The organism is Spirosoma flavus, from assembly GCF_054778555.1.
The window spans coordinates 289,538-306,849 of sequence record NZ_BAAGZL010000005.1 but is presented as its reverse complement, the minus strand read 5'-3'; the positions used below and the strand labels follow the sequence as shown (position 1 = coordinate 306,849).

Sequence of the window (17,312 nt, the reverse complement as noted above, 5' to 3'; positions counted from 1 at the left end):
GCGTCTAGGTTAAGCGTTGGCTGATGGATTGGTTGGATCAGTTAAAGGCGTAACGGGCGTTGTGCCGTTGGCCGGTTTTTTATGTTGCTCGGCTTTGCCAACAATGGCATTCACCGACTCAGCCAGTTCCTGCCAGGTTTCGTTGAGGGCCTCAAGCGAATTGCGTCCTAGCTCGGTGAGGATGTAGTACTTGCGTGGTGGCCCGGAGGTCGATTCAACCCATTTATAATCGAGCAGACCGGCATTTTTCAATCGCGTCAATAGTGGGTACAGGGTACCTTCTACCACCATGATTCGGGCGGAGGTCAGCTCGTCGAGCATATCGGAGGCATACACTTCGCCCCGCGATATGATGTGCAGAATGCAGAACTCCAGAATGCCCTTCCGCATTTGCACTTGAGCGTTTTCAATATTCATTGGTGTATATGAGTTCGTTAATTTCCTAAGACAAAGGTAGCTTAAGGTACTATGCCATGCAAGGTACCCTGTTTGTTTTATATCGATTTCGGTATAGATGGTAAAAAAGTGAGGATGAGCGGTCGTTTCTGGATGATCAAAAATTCGGCCCTGGCGGCAAACAGTCAACTCTCGACCGCCAGGAGTCTGTGATTTAGTCGGTTATGCCGAAATAATTGCTACTTTACTACCTGGATGAGTGCGAAAAAATAGTAAGCTTTTCTACGATGAAAAAACTGGTTTTTCATTCAGGCTTTTTGCCAAAGTCAGTGCGCACCACTATGGTTGCCTTGGCTTCTGCTTTGATTTTATATGCCACAGCCGCTTTGATTCCGGCTGTCGACCGTCCAGAATCGGCAACTACAAAGCAGTCTCCACTTGAATGGAAATTGGAAAATGCGTTTCCAAATCTGACGTTTCACAGACCGGTTGAATTTACGTGTCCAACTGATGGCAGTAATCGAATTTTTGTGCTGGAGCAGGAGGGTAAAGTCCGAGTTTTTGACAATAAACCTTTCGTAAAGACTGCTTCTGTCTTTCTGGACGTAACAAATAAAGTTTCTGACGAAGGAGAGATGGGACTACTTGGACTGGCTTTCCACCCCGACTTTCGGAAGAACGGTTTCTTCTACATTTACTACACTAAGCGGCAACCCCTGGAGTCGGTACTCGCTCGTTACCAAGCAACTGGCCCCGCGTTAAACGTAGTAAATCCGGCTACCGAAACGATTATTCTCCGATTTGATCAGCCGTATGATAACCACAACGGCGGCAAAATTGCGTTTGGCCCCGATGGTTATCTCTACATCGCGACCGGTGACGGCGGTGCCTGGGGTGATCAGCATAATTACGCCCAGAACCTATCTTCCTGGCTGGGCAAAATACATCGCATTGATATCAACAAGTCGACGAAAGGCTCGTATGGAATTCCCGCCGACAATCCGTTTGCTGGTAACAGGGAAGGTTATCGCGAGGAAATTTTTGCGTATGGACTGCGCAATCCGTGGCGTTTCAGCTTTGATCGAAAAACCGGTCAGATGTGGGCGGGCGATGTAGGCCAGAATGAGTTTGAAGAGATTGACATTATTACTAAGGGTGGCAATTATGGCTGGCGGCTAAAAGAAGCGGCCCGCTGTTATAACCCACGTAACGATTGTGATACCGGCCATTTAATTGACCCAATTCATCACTATGGACGTAGTGAAGGCACTTCAATTACCGGCGGTGTGGTCTACCGCGGCACTCGTAATTTGTCTCTGGAAGGGAAATACCTGTACGCGGATTATGCCAGCGGTAAAGTTTGGGCATTGGCCATCGAGAACGGCAAAAAAACGGATAATCAATTACTGCTTAGCAACGCAGGCAGCATCTCTGCCTTTGGGGAAGACGCTACCGGCGAAGTCTATTTACTTGATCACCAAGGCACTATCAAGCGGCTCAGTAGGGCGAAATGATAGGATATTGATAAAAATTTTAAGGTTAGTTTCTCCATCAGCCCAGAGAATTCAGGTGATTTTGCGAGACTTATTAGTGTCTACTCCGTCATAGGAAACTGGCGATTATCCAACGGCTTTGTACTCCGTTTGCCCTGATCCCATTCGTATCCTATGACCCGTTTTGCCAACTTGGGGTGCACTAAGAAATCAGTGTTCTTTATTGTGCACCACAAGCGTTATTGTCTTTCTTTTGTACTGACTGCCTTAATTTTTTCAACGACATTTCTTGCGGCTGGTCAATCCGTTACCAACGATCCTGACCCAACCCGCTGGATTAACTATGCGCAGTCGTATTATAAAATTCCAACTGTTAAAACTGGCTTATATCGAATCACAGCTACCGAACTACAGAAAGCCGGTTTTCCAATCGGCCAGGTAAACCCAACTTCAGTGCAGCTATTTCACCGGGGCGTTGAACAGGCAATTTATGTAGCGGGTGAGGCTGATGAACGATTCGATCCAACTGATTTTTTGGAGTTTTATGCGCGGCAAAACGATGGCTCACAGGATTCACTACTCTACCGGCCAACTTCTGCTCAGCCACATACGTATTACAGCCTTTTCAGCGACACCACAGCCTATTTTCTAACTTGGCGACTCGACGGCAAACCTGGCAAACGTATGACGGCGTATGTCGATACTACGTTCGCCAATTTGTTACCAGAACCCTATCACTGGGCAGAAGAAATACGTGTTTTTACCGATACGTATCCAGCGGGAACAATTTATCCACTTGGCGCTGGCTATAATAACGGTGCCATTTTAACCAATTATGATGAAGGGGAAGGCTGGACCGGACCTGTTGTAACTGCTAATACGCGATTCAGTCAGTCGTTTTCGCTCCCCAATTTTGCGGCCGCTACGTATGCCGATGGCACACCTGTACAACCAAAAGCAACGTATCTGCTGGTCGGACGTAATGCAGGAACTCACCGGGTTAGCTGCCTGGCGGGGGGCACGGCCACTACGTTACAACTCCTTGATACAGCACTTTTTGACAATTATAAATCGATACGTTTCGACGCTGAATTGGATGTCAATGTAATCTCTCCTTCTGGGAACGTAGTGCTTTCTGTACAACCGAACGTAGAGGGAGAAGAGATATCAGTTTCGTATCTGAAACTACATTACCCTCAACATACCGACATGGGCGGATTATCGCAGAAAGAATTCCGCTTACGGGCTAATCCAGACGGACATTCGCGACTCGATCTAACTAACGTAGTGGGCACTATTCGCCTGTACGACATCAGCGAACCTACCACTCCCATTTTTATTCAAGGCCGGCAAGTCGACAAAAAATGGCAGGGTGTGGTCCGTAACAGTCAAATGGGCCGAACCATTTTGGCAACACAAACGCCAATGAACGTACCAGCTATTCAAGCAGTTACGTTCCGTTTCTTAGGTTCCCAAAACCCAAATTACATCATCATTACCCATCCTTCCTTACAACAAGCAACAAGTGGTGAGGCTGATCCCGTTCGGGCTTACGCGACGTACCGAGCGTCGGAAGAGGGCGGTCGATTTGATACGTTGACGGTGTCGATTCAGCAATTGTTCGATCAGTATAGTTATGGAGAGCGACATCCGCTGGCCATTCGGCGTTTCGCAGATTTTGTGCTACGTAACGGGGATGATAAACCAAAATTTCTCTTTCTGATTGGCCAGTCTCGCGACCCGCAGGGTATTCGTAAACTACCCAACGGCACCCTGCTTGATTTAATCCCGAATGCAGGCTGGCCTGGCTCCGACATCGGGCTGGTGGAAGGATTGGCCGGTGAGCAGGAGAACGTTCCCGCTTTAGCCATTGGCCGTCTTAACGCGAATCGCCCGCAGCAGGTTCTGGATTACCTGAACAAAGTGAAAGCGCACGAAAATACTTCCGAGCCCGCACTATGGCGTAAAAACGCACTCCATCTGAGTGGGGGCCGAAGTACTCAAGAGCTGGGCGTGTTCCGTAAATATATTGATGAGTTTACGAAGACCGTCGAGACTGGATACTCAGGCGGGCGCGTCATCACGCTTTCCAAACAAACCGATAATCCTGTCGAAACGCTGTCACTTGCCGAGCCTGTGAATCAGGGCGTTGGCATTATTAACCTGTTTGGTCATTCGAGTCTGGATGTGGCCGATATTGACTTGGGGTTTGCCAGCAACGACCTTCTGAATTACCGCAATAAAGGTCGCTACCCGTTTTTGCTGGTGAATGGCTGCGCATCAGGCAACGTATTTTTTGGGCGACCGACTTTTGGCAACGACTGGATTCTCACACCTGATCGGGGTGCCGTGCTTTTTCTGGCCCATACGTACACTGGATTCGTCGACCCATTAAAACGCTATTCTGAACAGCTTTACGCACTTCTGGCTGATAGTCAGTACGTAGCGCAACCTATTGGCTTGCTACAACAGGAGACCATTCGACGGTTTTTGCAACCCAACGCTTCGATTTTTGACATAACCACCGCCCAACAAATGACCTTACAGGGCGATCCGGCGATTCGTATATTTCCTTTTCAAAACCCAGACGTAGCATTTGCTCCCGAAAGCCTAAACCTACGTGTTTACAGAGATGATTCATCGGCTATCCGATCTGATTCAATACGTATATCGGGCGTAGTCGTCAATTATGGACGAGTTACGTATAAATCGCTTACGATACGTATCCGTCAATTCAAAAACGATGGACAATTACTTCAAGAACAATTCTTTACCCAAAAAACGCCCCACTATGCCGATACGTTGCAATGGGCGCTTCCCCTGGCAGGTGCTAAAAGTGATACCACGAATTTCGAATTATTTCTAGACCCAGATAATCGAATAACCGAAACGTTGGAAACGAACAACCAGGCTATAATCAGTACGTTGACATCAGTAGAAAAACCACTTTTCGCGCCTGACGTAACACCACCTCTTCTTGAAGTAGCTTTCGACGGAAAGCAAATTAGTAATGGCGACCTTGTATCGCCCCAACCCGTCATCGACGTTTTACTTCAGGACGACAATCTGCGTCTACTACGTACCGACACAACCGGTATGGATTTGTATCTGCAATCGCCCTGTGCTACGTTACCTTGCCCGTTCATCCGGCAGCCATTCCGGGAAAACAACGTTCGCTGGGTGGATGCCGGAGCTGATAATGCCTTCCGACTGAGCTATCAACCCAATATTCCTCTCGCCGACGGCCAGTATACGCTCGTTGTAACAGGCCGTGACTTGAGCGGGAACCGGGCCGCGCCGTATCAGATTCATTTCACGGTAAAAAATACGGCTGAACTGCTGGAGGTCGGCATTTACCCCAACCCATTTAGCGATCAGACCCGCTTCTATGCTACGTTATCGGGCTTCACACCACCCATAAAATTGAGTATCCGCATCACCGACCTAAACGGGAGGCTGGTCCGTACTCTCCAAACTCCCAATCGAATCGGAATCAATGAATGGTTCTGGGACGGTACGTCTGAAATGGGTGCCCCTCTGCCGACCGGACTTTACCTCTATACACTTACTGGCGTCGATATCCCTTTTTCAACGCAGCTGCGCCTGAGTGGTCGTGTCTTTCTACAGCGATGAAGGCATTACGTCGGTTCTGGGCTGTGTTCTCAGGAATCGGTCTTTTGCTGCTATGCCTAGCATGGTTTCACCCAACGCATTGCACCAGCGTGGACTCCGGCTATTATTTGCAATCAGCCGCAAATCTGGTGGCTGGTCGCGGATACGTAGTGAATAACAATGGCCACTTAATTTGGAACAGTACGTTTCCTATGGGTTATCCAGTGTTGATAGCTATCTTATCGTGGCTGGCTGGTCTACCGGTTCTGGCATCATCAAAGTTGGTGAATTTGGTTGCGGTAGGTTTATCGGCTTGGGCTTGGTTGGCCCGTTTGGGCGTGAATCGGGCAATCTGGCTACTCTCGTTCTGGGCATTGGGCGGATTTCTGAAAATTGCTGCTTACACCTGGTCTGAAACGGCTTTTCTGGTTTTACTAGCCGAATGTGCCTGGGCACTTCATCACGTTTTGAACGTAGTAACGTTACGTTGGGCTGTGCAGCTTTTATTCGTAAGCTTCGCCTTATTTCTGGTACGTTACGTTGGTGGCTATGTATTTGGGCTACTGCTGTTTATGGCCTTATTACGGCAGCTTATACCTAACTGGTTCCAGAGACAAATCGGCGTAAATCATCAACAATCCTCTGCAAAATGGCTGACAGGGATCTCTCTTACTGGTTTTCTATTCCTAGGTCTCTACTTCTGGCTTAACAAAAGTTTATCAGGTACTTTTTCGGGTGGCGAACGCATTCTACCAACCGAACCACCGAGTGAACTAGCCCTGCTATTTGGTCGCTCGCTACTGAATGAATTCCTGTTTATTCGGGATTTTTCACCGGCATTCCACAACAAACTGGCGTGGGTTGGACTTGTTTTGCAACTAATGTCAATGGGCGTTTTCTATTGGGCTCATCGGCCCTCGCTGTTACGTTATACCCTATCGCTACGTAGCAAATCACTCAGCAACCTATTCATTTTAATGGGTTTTATCTACGTAGTGGTTTTGTTCACGATACGTTCCATCAGCCCGTTTAGTGGGCCGAATGCCCGGCTGATGGCTCCCTTCTCATTTTGTCTGCTTTTCGCCTTTTTTCTGGAAGTCGGGCTCCGGCCGATTCATTGGCAAAAACGTCTTTGGCCTTACTGGCTGATCATCGTACTGCTTTCCTGGATTCAGTTACTGCCACAAAATGAGCTTATAGTTGAAATTTACAATCGTCAAGTTGTTCGCTTTATCCAGGAAATTCCTCAATTCAAGCGTTGACTTTTCAGGTTAATGAAGGTTGTGTTCTTCCAGCCCATTCCTTTTGCCAATTTTGCTTCACGATTAGCCTGCGCAACTAACCCGCAAGACCTTCTTCAAGCATGAACTACAAACTGATTATTTTCGATTTTGACGGGACACTCGCTGACTCATTTCCGTATTTTCTGCGGACTATTAACACGCTGGCTGATACGTATAAATTCCCCAAAATCGATGAACAAGACGTTGATCGACTGCGTGGATTAGACGCCCGGCAAATGATGCAACGAGCTAAACTACCTGCCTGGAAAATTCCACTGATTGCCCGATCGTTTATTCAGCTAATGGCTCGTGATATTGATCAGATTCGACTGTTTGATGGTATGACTGAACTACTGAAGAAGTTAGCTAATCAAGGCGTGAAATTGGCGATTGTCAGTTCTAATAGCGAGGAAAATATACGGCGGGTGCTTGGCAACGAAAGTGCCTCGTTGATAACGTATTATGGGTGCGGTACATCGCTTTTTAGTAAGCAACATAAATTCAGGCGGGCAATGACTAAAAGTAAGGTTCAGCCGCAGGAAACACTTTGCGTAGGCGACGAAGTGCGGGATATTGAAGCCGCTCAAGCCGCAACAATCCCCTTTGGAGCAGTGTCCTGGGGTTATACTCGCCCTGATGTGCTGGAATCCTACCCCAGTATCACCATTTTCCACAAGCCAGACGATATTGCAAAGACTGTGCTTGGACATTCATGATATTTTATGTCCAGACAATAAATACGTAGCTTAAAGTGACCTATTTTTTGACAATATATTGCTGGCGCGAGGGCTCGGCTTATCCATTCACTTTACGTACCTGATGTTATTCTTCAGTATTTCGTTGGCTGCAATCTCTAATCCCAGCACTCCATAATCAGCAAATCGCCGGTCTCGACCTCGACCCGCACGAAGCCGTCCTGCGCAGCTTCATTACTGCTGCTGGTTCGGTAGCCGATCGTCAGACTTTCGTTGTGTAGGTTGTATTTCAACCCTTCAGTTTTCATGCCCGTTACGGTGCCGACTGGAATGAGCGAGAGAATCGTACCGGCTTCATACCATTTCTCAAAACGACCAACCAGCGGGAAGATTTTTGAGTAATCATCGAACATAACGATACGTATCTGGTCTTTATACCGAACAATATTGGTCATGTTCGTTAGGCTGTGATCGGCCCGGCGACCGGTTGCCCAAACAATGTTGACGGCTGGATAACCGCGTTCGATCAGGTATTCGATGCCTTTTTCGAGGTCGGTTTTGTCCTGGTCGGGCGTATGCAGAATCTCCAGCGGATATTGTTGCGCCTGAATAGCTTCCAAATCCAGATCCCGGTCGAAATCACCCAGCAGTACGTCTACTTTGATACCTAATTCGAAAACGCGCCAGATCGCTCGATCAAGTACGACAACAGTTGGACTCCATTCGAGCAGTTGCCCAATAAGTTCAGGCTGGCAGGCTTGGCCGTTGGCAATGAGCAGCGCAGGCTCCTGCTTTTCACGGACTATGTGATGAGACGACATGCTAGATTCAGGTGTACTCAAGGGTGATCAATAGTGCTTCTTGTTTTCCATCGCAATCCACTCCTGAAAAACAGCATCGGCTTCATCGCGCAGGAGTTGGTGCATGGGAATGTGTCGTTGATCGCGGGCTTTATCTAATTCTTCATAAATAAACTGGTCGTCGAAGCCAGCGCCAGCAGCATCGGAGTGAAAAGCTCCATACACAATCCGACTCGGCCGGGCCCAGTAAATAGCCCCCAAACACATCGGACACGGTTCACAGGAAGCGTATAACACACATCCTTCTAACTGAAATGTTTCCAGATTTCGGCAGGCATCGCGGATGGCCACAACTTCAGCATGAGCCGTTGGGTCGTTGGTCGACGTTACCTGATTGCAGCCCTTGCCAACAATTTCGCCATCCCGAACAATCACAGCCCCAAATGGCCCGCCCTGCCCGGTAATCATGCCCTCACGCGCCAGTCGAATGGCTTCCCGCAAAAAATATTCGTCCTGATTTATCATTGATTCTACTAATGTCTTTTCTATGACAACGTAACAGAATTTACTTTACTACGTTGCTAACTACTAAAACTAGAGTGCCTGCACGTAAGCAATAACGGCCTGTTGCGCTTCCGTATTTTTCTGCAACGTAGCAGGGGCCAACGTATCGCGCAGGTTTTCGTACAGACGCATTACTTCCCACAAACTGATTAGCAGCGCTTCCCGGTCGGGTGTGGCAACGGTTTGGCGAAGCTGAGTTAGTTCGGATGCCCCAAAGGTAGTTTCTGCCCGCCGAACTCCTCTCGGTAGGCCGCCATTTTTAAGATGAAGCATAGGCCCCAGCACAACGTTACGTACGAAACCGAAAAAATCGAAGGCTTCAAAATATTCTCCCCGACCAATTTTCACCGCGGCATAGTGCACCCAAATCCAGAAGCGATCCTCGGTCCATTGAAAATCGAAAGGCGGAAATTGCGCTTCTGACGCCTGTATGATTTGCGTAAGGGCCTCATCTCGCTCCCAGAGAATGACTGGATTTTCAACCCGCTCCTTAAACTCCTCAGGGGTCACAAACTTGATATCGACGTGCAGAAGAGGGTTGTCGTAAAGCGCAATCAGCAGGCGAGGTTCACCCACGTGATCGCCCCGGAACGACGCAATCATGGGCCCCAACGTAGCAGCATACGCCCGCATCTGCTCTACATCGGGCGCGATACGTTGGGTACGTACCACTACCAAATCCAGGTCGGAGTAGCTATCCATTCCACCCGTGGCCCACGAACCGCCAGCGGCAACACCTACGGCATCGAAATCGTGTTTGATACGTTCGACGACGTTGTCGATAAACGCTTGAAAAGGTTGTAAATGAGTTTGCATCTGTCAATCAACGTAGCACGTTGCGATTAGTAAATTATCGCAGAACGACGCGCTACGTTGATTAGTTCGGCAGTACGTTCAAAGTCTGAAGAGAAAACCGTTGATGGCGATTCCCGTCCGTTCGTAGATGTGTCATTCCGGCAATTCGTTACGTTGCTTATCTTGCCAATTGTAATCTCTTTCTGTTTGCCTGTGCTGACTGTTTCCAACCTGACCAAAGCGTATTCGGGACGCCCCGTTTTAACCGTTTCCCACCTGCATCTTGAACCCGGCGTACATTATTTCCGGGGTAGTAATGGATCGGGAAAAACCACTTTTTTTCGTACGGTGGCGGGGTTGCTCCCTTTTTCGGGCGAGATTTTACTGGAAGGACGCTACGAAATAAACCGCGACCCGGTTGCGTATCGGATGCGGGTCAACTATGCCGAAGCCGAACCCTTATATCCGTCATTTTTGACTCCGCGTGATTTGGTTGGGTTTGTCGGCAAAGCAAAGCGATCCCCAATTGGGCAAACGGACGTACTGGCCGAACTGCTGGGTGTCAATGCATTTTGGACCCAGGCAACTGGTACGTTTTCAAGCGGTATGCTGAAGAAACTATCGCTTCTGCTGGCACTGCTCGGTACGCCCCGGCTTGTATTGCTGGATGAGCCTTTGACGACGCTGGACGTAGCGACAGCAACTAAACTGTTTACCTATATCCGCCAACTTCTTAAAGAACAGAATGTTACGTTCCTGCTTACCTCACACCAGGACGTAACTCTGACAGGGCTTGAGCTGAAAGCGTCCTGGCAGGTAAGCGAAGGCAGCATTACCCCTTTATCCCTCCCCCACTGATGCTGACCTTTCTGAACCGAATTTTCGTGGGGCCATTTTACGCCCGAAACGCTGGTACGTTTCTGGTTCTGATTTTGCTGGCATTTGGTTTTCTGAGTGGTCGCGAGCACAAAGCCCTTATTACGGCCGCCCTCGGTTCGCCGTTTTTACTGGGTCTGGTATTCGTGTTGTGGGGGCTTTATCTCCTAAAAACCATTTCGTTCATCTGGCAGGAATTAACCGCGCCCGAACATTTATTTCTGCAAACATTCTGGCTGGTTCCTACGCCAACACGAGGGTTGTTGTGGCTGGCTATACAGGCGGCTTTGCTGGCTCCCGTCCTTGGATACGCAGGCTGGATGCTACAAATAGCTACTTTCTATCAGAAATGGGATTCGTTGGCAGCAATTTGCATTTACGTAATGGGTTTGAACGTAGTGGGGGCCTGGCTCAACGATTACCGATTACGTCATCCGAATCCGGATACACTTCGGCTTCCCACACTACGTATCAAATTACCCTACGAACTATTTTTTCCGACGTACTGGCTTCGACATGAACCGCTTTCGCTGGTGCTGACCAAAGCGTTTTCGGGGTTATTGCTGGCCGGTGTTTGTCGGCTTTACCCCACTGATGATTATGATCAGCGTCTGCTGCTCATCGGCTTACTGATGGCAGTTCTCGGCCATGCGCAGGTGAGTGGCCAAGTAAAAGAATTTGAGCAGAAGTATTTATTGATACTTCCCAATTTACCCCTTAGCTGGCGACAACGATTTGCCCGCTACGTTCTCACCTACGGTTTAATCTGGCTTCCCGAATTGCTGATTTTGCTACGTAATTGTCCGACTGAAGTTTCTGTTTACTACGTTGTGGCGCTCTGGCTAACGGGTTGGGGTTGGTTGATGACCATGCACAGTCTCAGTTATGGGCAGACTATTTTGCCCGACCGATGGCTTACGGGCATTATGGCCGCCTTTATTATTGGACTTCTCGCGATTATGTTTGGACTACCTATTTGGGGCTGGCTGGCGTTGGGCTGGCTGGCGGCCTGGGGTTACTGGTACCGATCGTTTAGTTAATGTAGAGACCGGTCCGCCGTTGCGGAGGCATGCCTTGTCTCATATGCGTCAGCAATCGCGAAACTACATAGTCAGGATACAAGGCATGCCTCCGCAACGGCGGACCGGTCTCTACATTATTCGCTTTTTAATACGTTAGCGGGGTTTTGGCGGGCGGCTTTTATTGTCTGCCAGCCGATTAGCAAACAGGCGGGAACCATCACAATGACTATACAGGTAAACAATTCGCCCAGCCCGATTGGTTGGTGATATGCGAATTTAGTCAGGACAAATTGATCGAAGAAAAGATACGTAGCGGGCAAAGCAATAATGGCCGCCAGCAACAACAGACTCAGAAATCCTTTCCCTAATAAGTAAATCAGCCCTTCTTCGCTGGCACCCAGCACTTTCCGAATGCTGATTTCTTTCAGGCGGGTTTCTGTCGTAAAGACGACCATGCCCAGCAAACCCAGAAAGGCAATGCATATGGCAAGAAAGGCAACGAAGCCAACAATTTTAATCATAACCGAAAACTGGCTGTAGGCTTCCTCAATCTGGTCATCGTAAAATTTAGCCTCCAGCGGATGTACTTTATCTATTTTTTGCCAGGCTTCTTCAATTTTTGCCATAGTAGCTGGCAGATTCGCCGAAGAAATGCCAACATTGATATACCCGAAAGCAGGCTCTGCCGAATACCGAAACATGACAGGATCAATCGTATTTTCCAACGTACCGTAATGAAAATCCTTAAGTACGCCGACAATCGCCAGTTTTTTTCCGTCGACCGTTACAATTTCGCCCAAGGCTTTTTCGGGATTTTGCCAGGCAATGTTGAACCGTTTCAACACCTGCTGATTCACGATAATTTCGCTTTCCTCACCTTGTTTCGGACGTAACCGAAAATTCCCTCCGGCCAATAATTTGTGTTTATGTAGTGGCAGGTAATGCTCATCAACCATGTTCAGCCAGACCATTACCGAATCGTTTGGGTCTTTATACTTTACGGTAGTACCGTGTGCGCTACCCAAACTGGTAATCATCAGCGATTTGGAAATTTTCTTTACCTCCGGAATCTGGGCCAGCTCTTTCGCCAGCAGACTACCCTTATTGCCCAGTAATTTGATATTCAGAATATTTTCCGTGTTATAACCCAGATCGAAAGTGAGAAAGCCGCGATATTGCGAGTAGCCGATCAACGTAGTGGCAATGAAGATGAGCGAGATGGTATACTGAATCACAATCAGCACCTTACGCATGGTGATACGTCGGAAAATCTTCATCGCTGTTACGTCTTTGATTACCTGAATCGCGTTGATCCGCGAGAAAAACAAAGCCGGAAAAAATCCTGCTAGTAACCCAACAGCTACGGCTAACGCAACAAAATATAAGATCAGTTTCGGGGCTAGTTCCAGTAAAAACAGGTCGCTGATATGCGGATCAAGCGCCGTAAACTGGTTCCGAAGAAGGAGAAAAAGCGCAAACGAAAACACCAGCGCCAGGAGCGCAACCATTACCGACTCGGCCATAAACTGACCGAAAACGTGGCCTTTCAGCGCACCGATAATTTTCCGGATTCCCACTTCGCGCGAGCGACGTAGTGAACGGGCAATCGACAGATTGGTGTAATTAAAACAAGCTGATAAAATAATAATGAACGCCAAACCGATTAAAACCCAGGCCACGAGAGGTTCTATAGTCTGACCGATTTGGTTTGACAGTTTTGGTCCGAGGGCAATCTTTTTTAAAGGTTGTAGTGATACGTTGATGGTTACATTCTCCAGTTTAGCATTTTCATCACGATTGAGTTTATCCAGATTAGCTTGTATCGTTTCCGAATTACTACTTTCTGGTAACACCAGGTATACATAGTTCTGCCAGATGTTGTTCCAGCCATAAAAGTTGGGGTCGCCTTTGCCAAATTTTATATCTGCCGTGGCAAACGAGATCAGTGCGCTAAACTTAATATGCGAGAGCTTCGGCACATCTTTAAGCAGCCCCGTTACTTTATATTGCAACGTATCAAACCGGACCGTTTTGCCGACAGGATTGACGTCACCAAAGAGTTTTTTTGCCGTTTTCTCCGTCAGAACCAGCGAGTAAGGGTCTTTTAACGCTGTGGCTGGATCGCCGTCAATCAGTGGAAATGTAAAAACATTGAAGAAATTGGCATCGGCCCACGTAGCATCGAGTGGAACCGTCGTTTCGCCCACGGTAGCATCGCCCGAAAATCCGGTACGTAGTACCGTTACGTCCTCCACTCCCGCTACTTTCTTCCGAATCGTAGTGCCAATTTTTACCGATGTCGAAGCCATTTTCATCGGCGATTGCCCCGAAGGTTGATACGTAGTAATTACCCGATAAATACGATCTTTCTTCGCGTGGAAATCATCGTAGGAACGTAAATCCGTAACAATAGCAATGACCAGCAGGCCCACCGACATGCTGACAGCCAGACCAATAATGTTGATGAACGAAAATAGTTTGTTACGTACCAGGCTTCGTCGGGATGTTTTGAAGTAGCTGCCAATCATGATCCAGTGAATGAAAAGGTTTACGAAATCAGGTTTACGAACGGTATATAATCGAAAGAATTTCAGCACATCGAGCCAGTAAATGAGCCGCGCCCGCCGAACACTTTTCGTTTTCAGATTCCGCTCAAAATATTCGTTCAGATCGCCCTGTAAATCCTCTGCTATCTCCGGCCGGCAATACCAATTCAGCAGTTGCTGAGCCAGTTTGGGCGGCTGCGGCTCAGGGCTTTTCACGGTACGTCCAGCCTCGGGCGGGTCAATGTGGGGAGCGAGTGGTTTCATATCGAACCCTCCAGATTAAAACCAGGAATCATGTTCCAGAGTGTTTCGCGGGCTTCGCGGGCTTTTACAAGAGCTACCTTACCGGCCTGCGTAACTTCATAGTATCGTTTACGTTTGCCGCCACGAGCACTGGTAGCATCTCCCAACCGGCTTTTTACCAAGCTTTTCTCTTCCAGCCGATTCAGCACGGCATGAACTACACCCAGCTTGGCTCCACGACCCGTATGTTTTTCCAATTCATCGCAAATGGCAACGCTGTAGGCGTCATTCACCAGAGCGGCAATTGTCAATAGCACTAATTCTTCAAATTCACCCAGATTAGCTCCTTTCATAGTACGTGAAGAGTGCTGAACGATAAGTAATGAGTCGCAAAATGTACCGTGAAAACCAGTCTGCTGTATAAAGCATCCCGTTTACGTATCGCTTACAATTATTTATTCAGCAAATGTATGTAAAATAGATTTGATTAATTCAGCATTTGTATGTAAAATTTTAGTTTATCCGAATAAAAGTTTGTTCACATTAACCGACCAGACAAAATCGAGCTGTTTACAAAAATGAAAAGCCTGACTTTACAGCCAGGCTTGTAAGACAGTGCTCGTCTTGATTAACTCTTCTTTTGCTTACTGGCAGTAGCCTGTTTCGCAGCCATCGTGGTAATGGCCACGACCAGCCGGTCGAGGTCTTTGGGCGTATGGTACACGTGTGGCGTTACGCGTACACCGTGAATATTTTCCCACTCGATGCCCACCGTGTGAATTTTGTATTTATTGAGCAGTTGTTCATCGATCTCACCTGGCTTCATGCCATCGATGGAGAACAGACCGACGGCGCCGGCATATTGCGGTTTTAGAGACGTATGAATTTTCACACCCGGTACGTCTTTCACGCGCTCCATCCAGTAATTTTTGAGATAATGGGCGCGGGCAAACTTCCGAGCGGATCCAATGCTGTTGTGAAAATCGACCGCAGTACCGATCGCCATTTCCGACGCAAACGAACGGGTTCCCAGACTCTCGAATTTACGAATGTCTGGTCCATCGGGTTCATTGTTGGAGAGCAGTGCCCATACGTTTTTGATTTTGGGCTGGCGGATGTACAACATGCCGCTGCCAAAGGGTGCGCAAAGCCATTTATGCAGGCTGGTTGCGTAGTAATCAGCGCCGAGGTCTGGAATTTTGAAATCGAATAGTGCGAACGAGTGGGCACCATCGGCAATTACTTCGATACCCCGTTTGTGTGCCTCATCGGCAATTTTACGTACTGGCAGCACCTGCCCTATCCAGTTGATCATGTGCGTTACGTGCACCACCTTGGTTTTAGGCGTAAATGCCTTCACAAACTGCTCTACAATGGCGTCTTCATTTTCGCTGGGCAGTTCCAGGTTCAGAAAAACCAGCTTGATCCCATCGCGTTTTTCGCGCTGCTTCCAGGCGTTCAGCATGTTCGGATAGTCCTGTTTCGTCAGCACAACTTCGTCGCCCGCTTTCAGATTCAGGCCAAAAATAACCGTATTCAGCCCCTCTGTGGCATTGCGATTGATCGCCAGCTCTTCGGGCGAGCAGCCCGCCATGTCCGCTAATTTTTCACGTAGCGATTCGCGTCCCTGATCCAGAATCCGCCACATATAATACGACGGTGCTTCATTGCAGTATTGATAAAACCGGATATGCGCATCCTGCACTACTTTCGGCTGCGGGCAAACTCCGCCGTTATTGAGATTCAGCAGGTTAGGCGACACCGTATATTCCGATTTCACCCACGACCAGAAATCTTCATCCTGTGCCCACTGCGCAGCCGATTTTAACGTAGCATCAGCGTTTGGAATCGACCTGGCGAACGTATCGGGTAAAAACGACGGAAGTGTGAGGGCACCGGCGGCCGCAGCGGTTTGGCGGAAGAAGTTTCTGCGCGTAGACATAGTTCAGATTCAAGGTGAGAGGATGAAACGAGATACGTAAAACTAGTGGTTTTCAGGTGTAAAGCAAAGGTGTAAGGGTATGGAAACTATGTGTGATTCCGGCCTCTTTTTTACTTCAGATCCGCTACCCTACGCGAAATGCGCCCACGCGGCTTTGGCAATTCGGGCAATAACAGCTTCCCTCGTTACGTCGTCAGTTCTGGAATCGGAAACGAATACGGCGATGGCCAGATGTTGTTCGGTTGGCAACGTAATAAGCCCAATATCGTTAGTCGCAGCAGCTACACTATTGATTATTCCTGAAGAGCCCGTTTTATGCGCCACGGTGATTCCCTTCGGCAAAAGTCCCTTCAGCCGTTTCAAACCCGTTGGTGTATCGATCATGAGCCGTAACAGATGTGCCCGGCTCTTTGTCGACAAACCACGTCCTTTTTGCAAGGCTGTTAACAACGAAACTGCTTCCGTTGGTTTTGCCCAGTTGCGGTATTGAACGGCGTTATCGCTACCGATTTCTTTCTCCGTATTGGCCACTTGGATACCCGTTACGCCCAACGTTTTCAGGTACGTCCTAATTACGTTCGCGCCACCGGCAATCCGCATCAGTACGTCGCTGGCCGAGCCATCGCTTTCAGAAACGGCTAAACGTAGTAATTCAGCAACCGTTACGTTAGTACCGTTCGGAAATTCATCACGTAGTGGACTCCGTTGCCCTTTCGATACGTATTCGGCGGGCTCAACACGCACCGATTGCGTGAGCGTGAGTTTACCTTCATCGACCAGGTGTAGAACAGCCATACCGATCGGCATTTTATACACGCTTTGCATGGGATATTGCTCCTTGCCGTGCCATTCGACCGACTCGCCCGTTTCAACTACCATTACTGCCACCCCTACCCGCCCTTGTGCATCCTGAGCGATTTCGCCAATCTGTTTAAGAAGACCGGCTGTTGTTCTTTGTTTAGTATCTTGATTTAAAGGGCGTTGAGAAAACAGCGTGATCGGCAGCAAAAAAAGCGAGGTAAAAAAAGTGAACCGGTTCATGATA

General features: G+C 48.3%; 14 protein-coding genes. 6 read left to right on the top strand and 8 right to left on the bottom strand.

Annotation, left to right across the window (positions count from 1 at the left end):
* Positions 1–9: 9 nt before the first annotated feature.
* A complete protein-coding gene (locus ACYVF1_RS25070; RefSeq protein ID WP_461084091.1) occupies positions 10–417 on the bottom strand; it encodes a PadR family transcriptional regulator in 408 nt (135 codons plus the stop codon).
* A gap of 266 nt (positions 418–683) precedes the next feature.
* Between ACYVF1_RS25070 and ACYVF1_RS25065 the strand changes: the two genes are divergently transcribed.
* From ACYVF1_RS25065 to ACYVF1_RS25050, 4 genes are all read left to right on the top strand, one after another.
* Positions 684–1,910, top strand: a complete 1,227-nt coding sequence (locus ACYVF1_RS25065) for a PQQ-dependent sugar dehydrogenase (protein ID WP_461084089.1) — start codon at positions 684–686, stop codon at positions 1,908–1,910.
* A 153-nt stretch (positions 1,911–2,063) separates the two neighbouring features.
* The gene (gene porU2 / locus ACYVF1_RS25060; RefSeq protein WP_461084087.1) at positions 2,064–5,522 is read left to right on the top strand and encodes a putative type IX secretion system sortase PorU2; all 3,459 of its coding nucleotides are present in this window, start codon (positions 2,064–2,066) and stop codon (positions 5,520–5,522) included.
* Complete coding sequence (locus ACYVF1_RS25055) at positions 5,519–6,763, top strand: hypothetical protein (protein WP_461084085.1); 1,245 nt, start codon at positions 5,519–5,521, stop codon at positions 6,761–6,763. The genes porU2 and ACYVF1_RS25055 overlap by 4 nt, the downstream gene beginning before the upstream one ends.
* A gap of 101 nt (positions 6,764–6,864) precedes the next feature.
* The gene (locus tag ACYVF1_RS25050; protein WP_461084083.1) at positions 6,865–7,500 is read left to right on the top strand and encodes an HAD-IA family hydrolase; all 636 of its coding nucleotides are present in this window, start codon (positions 6,865–6,867) and stop codon (positions 7,498–7,500) included.
* Between the two features lie 137 nt (positions 7,501–7,637).
* Here the strand turns inward: ACYVF1_RS25050 and ACYVF1_RS25045 are convergent, their stop codons facing one another.
* The 3 genes from ACYVF1_RS25045 to ACYVF1_RS25035 all read right to left on the bottom strand — a co-directional run bounded on the left by ACYVF1_RS25045 (position 7,638) and on the right by ACYVF1_RS25035 (position 9,659).
* Positions 7,638–8,300 (bottom strand): thiamine diphosphokinase, encoded by a 663-nt coding sequence (locus ACYVF1_RS25045; RefSeq protein WP_461084081.1) that lies wholly within the window; start codon positions 8,298–8,300, stop codon positions 7,638–7,640.
* Between the two features lie 27 nt (positions 8,301–8,327).
* Positions 8,328–8,804, bottom strand: a complete 477-nt coding sequence (locus tag ACYVF1_RS25040) for a nucleoside deaminase (RefSeq protein WP_461084079.1) — start codon at positions 8,802–8,804, stop codon at positions 8,328–8,330.
* A gap of 69 nt (positions 8,805–8,873) precedes the next feature.
* Positions 8,874–9,659, bottom strand: a complete 786-nt coding sequence (locus ACYVF1_RS25035) for a nucleotidyltransferase domain-containing protein (protein WP_461084077.1) — start codon at positions 9,657–9,659, stop codon at positions 8,874–8,876.
* Positions 9,660–9,851: 192 nt separating this feature from the next.
* On the opposite strand from ACYVF1_RS25035, the gene ACYVF1_RS25030 reads away from it, so the two are divergent.
* Positions 9,852–10,496 carry an ABC transporter ATP-binding protein gene (locus ACYVF1_RS25030; protein WP_461084277.1) on the top strand — a complete coding sequence of 215 codons (645 nt, stop codon included), beginning with the start codon at positions 9,852–9,854 and terminating at the stop codon, positions 10,494–10,496.
* On the top strand, positions 10,496–11,554 hold the full coding sequence (locus tag ACYVF1_RS25025; protein WP_461084075.1) for a hypothetical protein: 1,059 nt from the start codon (positions 10,496–10,498) through the stop codon (positions 11,552–11,554). Before ACYVF1_RS25030 ends, ACYVF1_RS25025 begins: the two co-directional genes overlap by 1 nt.
* A gap of 116 nt (positions 11,555–11,670) precedes the next feature.
* On the opposite strand, the gene ACYVF1_RS25020 is transcribed toward ACYVF1_RS25025, so the two are convergent.
* The 4 genes from ACYVF1_RS25020 to bla form a co-directional block, all read right to left on the bottom strand.
* Entirely contained in the window at positions 11,671–14,346 is a 2,676-nt protein-coding gene (locus ACYVF1_RS25020) for an ABC transporter permease (protein WP_461084073.1), read from the bottom strand.
* Positions 14,343–14,678, bottom strand: coding sequence for a PadR family transcriptional regulator (locus ACYVF1_RS25015; RefSeq protein WP_461084071.1), 336 nt, complete (start codon positions 14,676–14,678; stop codon positions 14,343–14,345). The genes ACYVF1_RS25020 and ACYVF1_RS25015 overlap by 4 nt, the downstream gene beginning before the upstream one ends.
* A 275-nt stretch (positions 14,679–14,953) precedes the next feature.
* Positions 14,954–16,267: an aminotransferase class V-fold PLP-dependent enzyme gene (locus tag ACYVF1_RS25010; protein WP_461084069.1), complete on the bottom strand. Its 1,314-nt coding sequence runs from the start codon at positions 16,265–16,267 to the stop codon at positions 14,954–14,956.
* A 129-nt stretch (positions 16,268–16,396) separates the two neighbouring features.
* A complete protein-coding gene (gene bla / locus ACYVF1_RS25005) occupies positions 16,397–17,308 on the bottom strand; it encodes a class A beta-lactamase (protein WP_461084067.1) in 912 nt (303 codons plus the stop codon).
* Between the last annotated feature and the right edge of the window lie 4 nt (positions 17,309–17,312).